The 9,726-nt window shown below is 63.6% G+C and carries 6 protein-coding genes and 1 pseudogene; 2 read left to right on the plus strand and 5 right to left on the minus strand.

Annotated elements, in window-relative coordinates:
* Nucleotides 1–79 precede the first annotated feature (79 nt).
* From IAE36_RS20570 to bglX, 5 genes and pseudogenes are all read right to left on the minus strand, one after another.
* Nucleotides 80–286: pseudogene (locus IAE36_RS20570) on the minus strand (heme utilization protein); the annotation flags it as partial.
* Between the two features lie 292 nt (nucleotides 287–578).
* On the minus strand, nucleotides 579–1,898 hold the full coding sequence (locus tag IAE36_RS20575; RefSeq protein ID WP_028635093.1) for an MFS transporter: 1,320 nt from the start codon (nucleotides 1,896–1,898) through the stop codon (nucleotides 579–581).
* A 244-nt stretch (nucleotides 1,899–2,142) separates the two neighbouring features.
* Nucleotides 2,143–3,477, minus strand: a complete 1,335-nt coding sequence (locus IAE36_RS20580; protein WP_060482456.1) for a sigma-54-dependent transcriptional regulator — start codon at nucleotides 3,475–3,477, stop codon at nucleotides 2,143–2,145.
* On the minus strand, nucleotides 3,474–5,228 hold the full coding sequence (locus IAE36_RS20585; RefSeq protein WP_201214322.1) for an ATP-binding protein: 1,755 nt from the start codon (nucleotides 5,226–5,228) through the stop codon (nucleotides 3,474–3,476). The genes IAE36_RS20580 and IAE36_RS20585 overlap by 4 nt, the downstream gene beginning before the upstream one ends.
* 42 nt (nucleotides 5,229–5,270) lie before the next feature.
* Nucleotides 5,271–7,562: a beta-glucosidase BglX gene (gene bglX / locus IAE36_RS20590; protein ID WP_201214324.1), complete on the minus strand. Its 2,292-nt coding sequence runs from the start codon at nucleotides 7,560–7,562 to the stop codon at nucleotides 5,271–5,273.
* Nucleotides 7,563–7,748: 186 nt separating this feature from the next.
* Between bglX and IAE36_RS20595 the strand changes: the two genes are divergently transcribed.
* The gene (locus IAE36_RS20595; RefSeq protein WP_201214325.1) at nucleotides 7,749–8,366 is read left to right on the plus strand and encodes a TPM domain-containing protein; all 618 of its coding nucleotides are present in this window, start codon (nucleotides 7,749–7,751) and stop codon (nucleotides 8,364–8,366) included.
* 66 nt (nucleotides 8,367–8,432) lie between these two features.
* A complete protein-coding gene (locus tag IAE36_RS20600) occupies nucleotides 8,433–9,638 on the plus strand; it encodes a class I SAM-dependent methyltransferase (protein WP_201214326.1) in 1,206 nt (401 codons plus the stop codon).
* Nucleotides 9,639–9,726: the final 88 nt, after the last annotated feature.

A 9,726-nucleotide genomic window follows, 5' to 3' on the forward strand; every position in this document is an offset into this window, starting at 1 on the left:
CCCACCTCCTGGGTTGACGGGCCCCTAGTGTGCCAAGGCTGCGGCCGCCTGCAAATCATCAGGCAGCGCTGTAGGGTCAGCTGATGCGATGGCCATGGGTGCGATCGAAGCCATCTTCCGCGAAGCGCTGGGCACCGGTGCGGTCAAAGCCGTCTTCTGCGTAGCCGGACGCCTGTGCGTGGGGCGCTGCAAAACCGTGCGCCTTGGTACGGTCGAAACCGTCTTCGGCATAAGCGCCAGCAGCAGACAACGACAGAACGAAGGCAAGAAGGGTGTGGATTTTCATAAGGGTTACTCCAGTGAAGGGGTGACTGTGTAGGTATGCATCACATTTTACGCCTACAATATTGATTGTTAAGCGCATAATACTGCGTTAAATAATCGTATTATTAGATATATTGGTGTACTCACATGCCTGCCTTCGCGTGAGCGGCGGCGATTCTCAAGATGCTGGGGCAAATGATTATTCAGCCTGGGCAGTATCTGGCTGTGGAATTAATCGAGTATTAAGGGGTAGGCACAACGAAAAAGGGCGCTTCCATCACTGGAGCGCCCTTTTTCGTTGTTACCGGCAGCGATCAGTCGGTGGTGATCCGGGAGTGCTGCTTGGTGTCCTTCATGGTGGCGTACACCAGCAGGGAGCAGGCGATGCAACCTGTGACGTACCAATAGAACCCGCTTTCCATACCCGCGCTCTTGAACCACAGCGCCACGTATTCAGCGGTACCACCGAAGATCGACACCGTCAGGGCGTAGGGCAGGCCGACACCCAGGGCGCGGATTTCGGTGGGGAACAGTTCGGCTTTTACCACCGCGTTGATCGAGGTGTAGCCGCTGACGATGATCAGCGCCGCCATGATCAGGAAGAACGCGCCCCACCAGGTCTGGATAGTGTGCAGGGTGCTGAGGATCGGTACGGTGAACAGCGTGCCCAGTACACCGAAGGCAATCAGGATGGGGCGGCGGCCGATCTTGTCGGACAACCCGCCAATCACCGGTTGCAGGCACATGAACAGGAACAGCGTGGCGGCCGAGATGGTGGTGGAGTCACTGATGCTCATGCCCACCGTATTCACCAGGTACTTCTGCATGTAGGTGGTGTAGGTGTAGAACGCCAGGGTGCCGCCCATGGTCAGGCCGACCACGGTCAGCAGTTCCTTGGGGTGGCGCATCAGGGTGCGCATCAGGCTTTCCTTGGCCTTTTCCTTCTTGGTGAAAGAGGCGGTTTCTTCCATGCCGCGACGCAGGTACAGGGCCACCACGGCGCACAGGGCACCGATCACGAACGGTACGCGCCAGCCCCAGGCATACAGCTGCTCGGTGGTCAGGGTTTGTTGCAGGATGATCAGCACAGCCAGGGCGATGAGCTGGCCGGAGATCAGCGTGACGTACTGGAAGCTCGAGAAGAAGCCACGGCGGTCCTTGCTGGCCATTTCACTGAGGTAGGTGGCCGAGGTGCCGTATTCGCCACCCACCGACAAGCCCTGCATCAGGCGCGCAATCACCAGCAGAACGGGGGCCGCGACGCCTATGGTTTCGTAACCGGGGGTAAGGGCGATGACCAGCGAGCCGGCGCACATCAGCAGTACCGAGGCCATCAGCGCCGCCTTGCGGCCCTTGCGGTCGGCGTACAGGCCCATCAGCCAGCCACCGATGGGGCGCATCAGGAAGCCTACGGCGAAGATCGCCGCGGTGTTGAGCAATTGTGCGGTGGAGTCGCCCGCCGGGAAGAATGCCTTGGCGAAGTACAGCGAGAATGCTGCGTAGACGTACCAGTCATACCATTCGACCATGTTGCCGATGGAACCGCTGAAGATCGATTTGAGGCGGCTGGCGGTGGTTTTTTCTGCGGCCGGCGCGTTGGCCGCCCCGGCTGGCAGGGAGGTGGCGTTATCCATCAGGGATACCTTCTCGTTGTTTTTGTGGAGCGCGCCTGGGCGCAGCTGGCACAGGTGATTGCAGAAGGTGTGCCAAACGGGGGCGGTGTGACCCGTCTTTGGGCATTCGAGGGGCGGTAACCCTTACCAGCACTGCGCATGGGGTGTGGTCGGTGGCGCAGGCTAGCGGCCAGAACTGGGCGGACCTGCACCTTGTGCAAGCAAAAATCCGCTTATAGCGCTGGCTAAGTAGGCGGATTTCCGCTTATTGGCTCGACAAGAAATCTTCTCGTAGCAAGCCGTGGCGCTGCATCTTTTCGTTGAGCGTGCGCCTGGGAAGCTGCAGGTCGTCCATCACGGCCTTGATCTCGCCCCCGTGCTGGCGCAGCGCTGCGCGCAGGCACTGCGCTTCGTAGGCTTCCATACGCTCGCTCAGGGATTGACCTGCCGGCACAGGGTCAAGGGTGGGTGAGCCAAGCCCTAGCGCATGACGCTCTGCCGCGTTGGCCAGTTCGCGCACGTTGCCCGGCCAGTCATGGGTGAGCAGCTGGGCCAACTGTGCGCCAGACAGGGGCACGGCATTGCGGCCCAGCTTGTTGGCAGCGGCGGTGGCAAAGTGCTCGAACAGTACGGCGATGTCTTCGCGCCGTTCGCGCAAAGGCGCCAGGCGCAACTCGGCAACATTCAGCCGGTAGGCAAGGTCCTCGCGAAAGCGCCCGGCCCGTGCCTCTTCGAGCAGGTCGGGTTTGGTGGCCGCGATGATGCGCAGGTCCACGCTGATGCTCTGGTTGGCGCCCAGGCGTTCGATTTTCTGCTCTTGTATAACCCGCAGCAGCTTGGCCTGCTGCGCCAGCGGCATGCTTTCGATCTCGTCGAGAAACACCGTGCCGCCGCTGGCGTACTCCAGCTTGCCGATGCGCTTGCCCTGGGCGCCCGTGAAGGCACCGCTTTCATGGCCGAACAGCTCAGCCTCAAACAACGCTTCCGGAATGGCCGCGCAGTTGAGTGCCACAAAAGGCTTGTCGCCCCGTGGGCCAAAGTCATGCAGGCAGCGCGCCACCCGCTCTTTGCCACTGCCCGTCTCGCCACGGATCAGCACATTGACGGGCAGGCCTGCCAGGTCGAGCAACTGGCGGCGCAGCAACTGCGTGCTTTGGGCCACGCCAAGCAAGCTCGCCTCCAGCCGGGTCTTGAGGTCGGCCTGTTCGTGCAGGCGGCGGTTTTCCAGTACCAGCTGGCGTTTCTCCAGGGCGCGGCGCAGGCTACCCAGCAGGTGCTGCGGGGTAAATGGCTTTTCCAGGAAGTCATAAGCACCGCTGCGCATGGCGTCCACGGCCATTGGCACATCGCCATGGCCGGTCAGCAGGATCACAGGCAGGTCGGGGTCGGCTGCCTGCAGGCGTTCCAGCAACTGCAGGCCATCCATGCCCGGCATGCGGACGTCGCTGATCACCACCCCGGGGAAGTGCGCTGGCAGCTGCGCCAGGCACTCGTCGGCACGGGCGAACAGCTGCACATTGAAACCGGACAGGCTCAGCCACTGCTCCACAGCGCTACGGATGCTGGCCTCATCGTCAATGACGATCACTGAATTCATCATGCGGGCTCCAGGTCGCGGGGCAGGGTCAGGCTAAGGCAAGCGCCGCCAGGCACGTTTTCGGCCTGTAGCCGGCCACCTGCGTCATGCACGATGCCATAGGATATCGCCAGGCCAAGCCCCAGGCCTTCGCCTACGGGTTTGGTGGTGAAGAACGGCTCAAAAATTCGGGCCAGGTCGGCCTCGGCGATACCACCGCCCGAGTCCAGAATACTCAGGCGCCACAGCCCGGCCTGCGGTTCTATGCGGATTTCAAGGCGGCGGTAGCCTTTGTTGGCCATGGCGTCCAGGGCGTTGCGCAACAGGTTGATCAACACCTGTTCCAGGCGGATGGCATCGCCCCGCACCCAGGCCGGGCGCGCCAGGTACAGGGCCAGCTGGATGCCTTCACTGTGGATGCGGGTTTCCAGCAGGTGCAGGGCCTGCTCGACCACGGTGGCCAGGTCCAGCCGCTCGCGCAGGCCACCCGGGCTGTTGCGGGCGAATGTTTTCAGGTGGCTGGTGAGGGACGCCATGCGGGTCAGCATCTGCTCAAGGGGTTCGAGGGCCTGGCGCGCTTCATCGTAGCGCCCATGGTCCAGCAGCAGGCGCAGGGTTTCCAGCTGCATGCGCTGGGTCGTCAGCGGCTGGTTGATCTCATGGGCCATGGCCGCAGACATCTGCCCCAGTGCCGCCAGTTTTGCCGTTTGTACCAGCCCTTCCTGGGCGGTGCGCAGCTCCCGGGTGCGCTCCTCGACCTGGCGCTCAAGCTCGGCGCGGCTGCGCTGGCGCAGGCGGGCAATACGCAGGCGCTGGCTGACGAACAGCGCCGCGAACACCAGGCTGAGCCACACGGCAGCTGCGCCCAATGCCGCATTGCGGGCATCCGGGCCTACCTGGGGCTTGCGCAGCAGGTGCAGGGCCCAGTGTTCGCTGTCCAGCGGCAGGGTTTCCCACAGGTAATCGGCACTGCCCTGGGGGCCCTGCACGCGGCTGAGGGTGCTGTTGGCGGCAAACCGGGTGAGCACCTGATGGGGCAGGGGCACAAGGGGTTGCTTGTCGTACTGACGGGTTTCAGCCAGTTCGGCACGGTCGGCACCGGTCAGCGGCTGCAGCTCCCGGTAGCGCCAGCCGTCCTGGTTGGCAATGAAGGTGATGCCCCTGGCATCGCTGACCAACAGAATGTCGCTGCCTTGGCGCCACTCACGCTCAAGCTCTGGAAACTCCAGTTTTACAACCATGGCGCCGAGAAAGCGGCCCTGTTCGTCGAGTACCGCGCTCGACAGAAAATACCCCGGTACACCACTGGTCACACCCACGGCGTAGAAGCGACCGTTACCCTGGTTGCGGGTCTGGGTGAAATAGGGCCTGAAGCCATAGTTGGAGCCCACGTAACTGGTGGGTAGCCGCCAGTTGCTGGCGGCGATGGCCAGCCCGGTGCGGTCGAGCAGTTCGAGGGTGGACGAGTTGGCCGCGCCGTTGATCCTTTCAAGCTTCCGGTTCAGGGCGTTTTGCACCTGGTCGTCGACAGGGCCGCGCAAGGCGGCGATCAGTTCCGGGTCCAGTGCCAGCACCGCAGGCAGCGCCCTGTAACGGTCGATCAGGGTGTGCAGGGTATTGGCGTACAGGCCCAACTGCTGGCTGGCAAGCCGGGCGTCGGCCTCCATGGCCTGACGCTTGGCGTGGTGCATGGCCCAGCCCGCGCTCAGCGCGGTGCCCAGCACGATCAGCAAGGTGATCAGCCCCAGACGCAGGGCGCGGAAGGTGAAGGGCATCGGGTCAGGTCCGGTGGTTGGCTATCGGGGCGGCCTACTCAGTCAAAGCAACTCGAAGCCCTGTTGCTGCACCGCCTCGGCGTCCAGCCCTACCTGCACGTTGAACTCACCCGGCTCGGCAACCCGCTGCAGTTGGCCATTATAGAACTTCAGGTCGTCTTCGCTGATGGCGAAGGTCAACTGCCGCGATTCGCCAGGCTGCAACATCACCTTCTGGAAATGCTTCAGCTCTTTGACTGGCCGGCTCATCGACGCGGTTACATCCTGCAGGTACAGCTGCACCACGGTCTCGCCGGCAACCTTGCCGGTGTTTTTCACCGTCACCTTGGCCTGGAGGGTATCGCCGCGCTTGAACTGCTTGTGCGAAAGGTCAAGCCCCGACAATTCGAAGCGGGTATAGCTCAAGCCGTAACCGAATGGGTACAGCGGGCCGTTGGGTTCCTCGAAGTACTGCGAGGTGTAGTTGCCCGGCTTGCCCGGCGTGAACGGCCGGCCGATACGGGTGTGGTTGTAGTACATCGGGATCTGCCCGACAGACCGCGGGAAGGTGATGGGGAGCCTGCCGGACGGGTTGTAGTCACCGAACAGCACATCGGCGATGGCGTTACCCCCTTCGGTGCCGGCAAACCAGGTTTCCAGAATGGCGTCAGCCTGCTCGCGCTCCCAGCCGATGGACAGCGGGCGGCCGTTCATCAACACCAGTACCAGCGGTTTACCGGTGGCCTTCAGCGCCTTGATCAGTTCTCGCTGGCTGCCCGGGATCTCGAGGGTGGTGCGGCTGGACGACTCGTGGGACATACCACGCGATTCGCCGACCACCGCCACCACCACGTCCGACTGCTCGGCCGCCTTGACCGCTTCGTCGATCAGCACCGCAGGTGGCCGTGGGTCGTCGACGATTTCCGGGGCATCGAAGTTCAGGAAATTCAGGTAGTCGAGGATCGCCTTGTCACCGGTCACATTGGCGCCCTTGGCGTAGACCAGCTTGGCCTTGCCCTCCACAGCCCGGCGCAGGCCTTCGCGCACGGTGACCGAATGTTCAGGCCTGCCATCGGCAGCCCAACTGCCCATCATGTCGATGGGGGCGTCGGCCAGGGGGCCGACCAGGGCGATGGTGCCGGCTTTTTTAAGCGGCAGCGCCTGGTTACGGTTTTCCAGCAGCACCAGGCTGCGCCGCGCCACGTCCCGTGCGGCCTCGCGGTGCAGGCGGTCGTTGCCGTAGTAGTCCTTGAGGTCGGTTTCAGCGTTGCCAATACGCACGTACGGGTCCTTGAACAGGCCCATGTCGTACTTGGCACCGAGCACTTCACGCACGGCCTGGTCCAGTTCGCCCTGGCTGACCTCGCCGGTTTTCAGCAAGCCTGGCAGCTCCTGGCCGTACAGGGTGTCGTTCATGCTCATGTCGATACCGGCCTTGATCGCCAGCTTGGCGGCTTCACGGCCATCGCGGGCGACACCGTGGCGGATCAGCTCCTGGATGGCCCCATGGTCGCTGATGGTGACACCTTTGAAGCCCCACTCCTTGCGCAGCACATCGTTCATCAGCCAGGTGTTGGAGGTGGCCGGCACGCCGTTGATCGAGTTCAGCGCCACCATGACGCCGCCAGCCCCGGCATCCAGCGCGGCGCGGTAGGGCGGCAGGTAGTCGTTGTACATTTTGGGCAGGCTCATATCGACTGTGTTGTAGTCGCGCCCGCCTTCCACGGCGCCGTACAGGGCGAAGTGCTTGACGATGGCCATGATGCTGTCGGGGTTGGCCGGGCTGCTGCCCTGGAATGCGCGCACCATGACCTGGCCGATTTTCGAGGTCAGGTAGGTGTCTTCGCCGAAGCCTTCGCTGGTGCGGCCCCAGCGCGGGTCACGGGCGATGTCGACCATCGGCGCGAACGTCATGTCCAGCGCATCGGCCGCCGCTTCGATGGCGGCCGTGCGGCCAACCTTGGCGACGGCGTCCATGTCCCAGGTGGCAGCCATACCCAGGCCGATAGGGAAGATGGTGCGTTCGCCGTGAATGGTGTCATAGGCGAAGAACATCGGGATCTTCAGCCGGCTGCGCATGGCCGCGTCCTGCATCGGGCGGTTTTCCGGGGCCGTGCGCGAGTTGAAGGTGCCACCGATGCGGCCTGCGGCGATTTCTTCGCGGATCTTCTCGCGGGGCATTTCCGGGCTGATGCTGATCAGGCGCAGCTGGCCGATCTTCTCGGCCTCGGTCATCTGGCTGACCAGGTGATCGATGAACGCCCGTTTGTCTTCAAGGGGCGGCGCGGGTGTGGCGGCAAGTGCCGCCTGGCTGGCAAGGCCCATGGCCAGGCCCAGCAAAGACAGTTTCATCAATGAATTCCGTTGAGGGCCTGTGCCGTATCCAGCGTGATACGTGCGCGGCCGAAGTTTTCGGGCGGCTATTGTTGTACGATTTGCAGGCATCTCTTCCAGCGGCGGATTATGCCTGAATATGTCGCCCGCGGACGAAGCCCCGCAAGCCGGGACAACAACTATAAGAACGCTCAAGAGAACGACGGCATGACCCCTCTCGACCTGTACCATCAGCGCCAGATCGCCGAAGCCATTGCCCGTGCCGAGCAGCGCACCGACGCCGAGCTGGTCACGGTGCTGGCCCGGCGCGCCGATGACTATGCCTACCTGCCGCTGTTCTGGGCAGCCCTGTTGGCGCTGGCGGTGCCTGGCATGCTGCATTGGCTGCTGGGCTGGCCCAGCGTACGCGGCCTGATCGTCGCTAACGTCCTGCTGTTCATCGCGCTGTGCCTGCTGCTGCGCAGCCCGCACGTTGCCAGCCGGCTGACGCCGCGGGTGTTGCGGCGCTGGCGTGCTTCGCGGCTGGCCCGTCAGCAATTTCGCGTGCTCAACCTGCAACGCACGGTAGGCGCCACCGGCGTGCTGATCTTCGTCAGCGAGGCGGAGCAACATGCCGAGATCCTGGCCGACCACGGCGTCGCGTGCTTTCTCGACGGTGCAGCCCGCGGGGCCCTCGTCGCCCGCCTGGCCGAGCAGGTACGCGGTGGCCAGACCCTGCAGGGTTTTGTCGAATGCATCGATGCGTGTGCAGAACTGCTGGGCCAGCATGTGCCGCCTACCCATGCCCGCAACCAGTTGCCCAACCGGCTGGTGATCCTCGACTAGCGCGCCAGCGGGCGAAGGCGACAAGGTGTAGAATGCGCTCCCCGCTATTCGAGGCACCGTTTTCCCATGTCTGCCAGTCCCTCCACGCCGGATGCGCGCGTCCAGTTTCTCGACCTGCTCGGCACTGCCCTGCAGGGCAACACGCTGGTAAAGCTGGTGCTGGCGCGCCCTGTGGGTGCCGACCCGACCTTGCAACGCATCATTGCCAAGCCGCTGTCGGTGAAGGGCCAGCCGTGCCTGTCGCTGGTCTATCGCCACCAGACCCGCGACATCACCCGCAACCTCCCCTCAGAGCAGGCGCTGGCGTTGGTGGCCGAGCTGCTGCCGGGCAGTTTTCGCAATGCGCACCTGTTCGATGCCGAGGGGGAGGCGCAGCTTGCCTTCAGCAAGAAAGGCAAGCCCATGCTGCAGCGTCACGGCGCGCAGGCTCCGCGAGAAGCGGTGGTGGATAACGGCCATGACCGGGAGAAGAAGCGTTACCTGACGCTGTCCCGGCCGTTTCTGCGCGACCTGGGGGTTACCGACGCCCATGGCGCGCTCATCCCGTCGATGTCGCGCAAGTGGAAGCAGATCAACAAGTTCATCGAGGTGTTCGACCACGCCCTGGCCAGCGCCCCGGTACCGGCCGGGCAGACCTTGCGGGTGGCAGACTTTGGTTCTGGCAAGGGCTACCTGACGTTTGCCATGCACGATTACCTGCGCAATACCCTGGCCCGTGAGGCAAAGGTGACCGGGGTGGAACTGCGCCAGGACATGGTCGAGCTGTGCAACGCCGCTGCTGGCCGCCTGGAGCACCCGGGGCTGGAGTTCCAGTGTGGCGATGTGCGCAGCGTGGTGCCCGAAGCCATCGAGGTGATGATCGCCCTGCATGCCTGCGATATCGCTACGGACTATGCCATCCACACCGGCATCCGTTGCAACGCCGCGATCATCATGTGCTCCCCGTGCTGCCACAAGCAGGTGCGCCCGCAACTGCAAAGCCCGGGGCTGCTGCAACCCATGCTGCAATACGGCCTGCACTTGGGCCAGCAGGCCGAGATGCTCACCGACAGCCTGCGCGCGCTGTACCTGGAGGCCTGTGGTTACGAGACCAAGGTGTTCGAGTTCATCTCGCTGGAGCACACCAACAAGAACAAGATGATTCTTGCGGTGAAACGGCGGCAGCCTGTGGACAACGGTGCGCTGTTGGAGAAGATTGCCCAGCTCAAAGCATTCTACGGCGTGCAGGAGCATTGCCTGGAGACGCTTCTGCGGGCGGACAGGCTGCTTTAACCCCCCATGCTCGTACGAAAGATGTAGGAGCGAGCGTAGCTCGCGATGCGCCGCGCGGGCGGCGCTCGATTTCGCAGGCGCTGCACCT

The organism is Pseudomonas sp. S36 (genome assembly GCF_016647875.1).
GTDB classification, from domain to species: domain Bacteria; phylum Pseudomonadota; class Gammaproteobacteria; order Pseudomonadales; family Pseudomonadaceae; genus Aquipseudomonas; species Aquipseudomonas parafulva.

Bases quoted from the DNA above. Each gene is read 5' to 3' on its own strand.
- IAE36_RS20585 (WP_201214322.1), bottom strand. From the start codon at position 5,228: ATGCCCTTCACCTTCCGCGCCCTGCGTCTGGGGCTGATCACCTTGCTG.
- IAE36_RS20580 (WP_060482456.1), bottom strand. From the start codon at position 3,477: ATGATGAATTCAGTGATCGTCATTGACGATGAGGCCAGCATCCGTAGC.
- IAE36_RS20600 (WP_201214326.1), top strand. From the start codon at position 8,433: ATGTCTGCCAGTCCCTCCACGCCGGATGCGCGCGTCCAGTTTCTCGAC.
- IAE36_RS20595 (WP_201214325.1), top strand. From the start codon at position 7,749: ATGACCCCTCTCGACCTGTACCATCAGCGCCAGATCGCCGAAGCCATT.
- IAE36_RS20575 (WP_028635093.1), bottom strand. From the start codon at position 1,898: ATGGATAACGCCACCTCCCTGCCAGCCGGGGCGGCCAACGCGCCGGCC.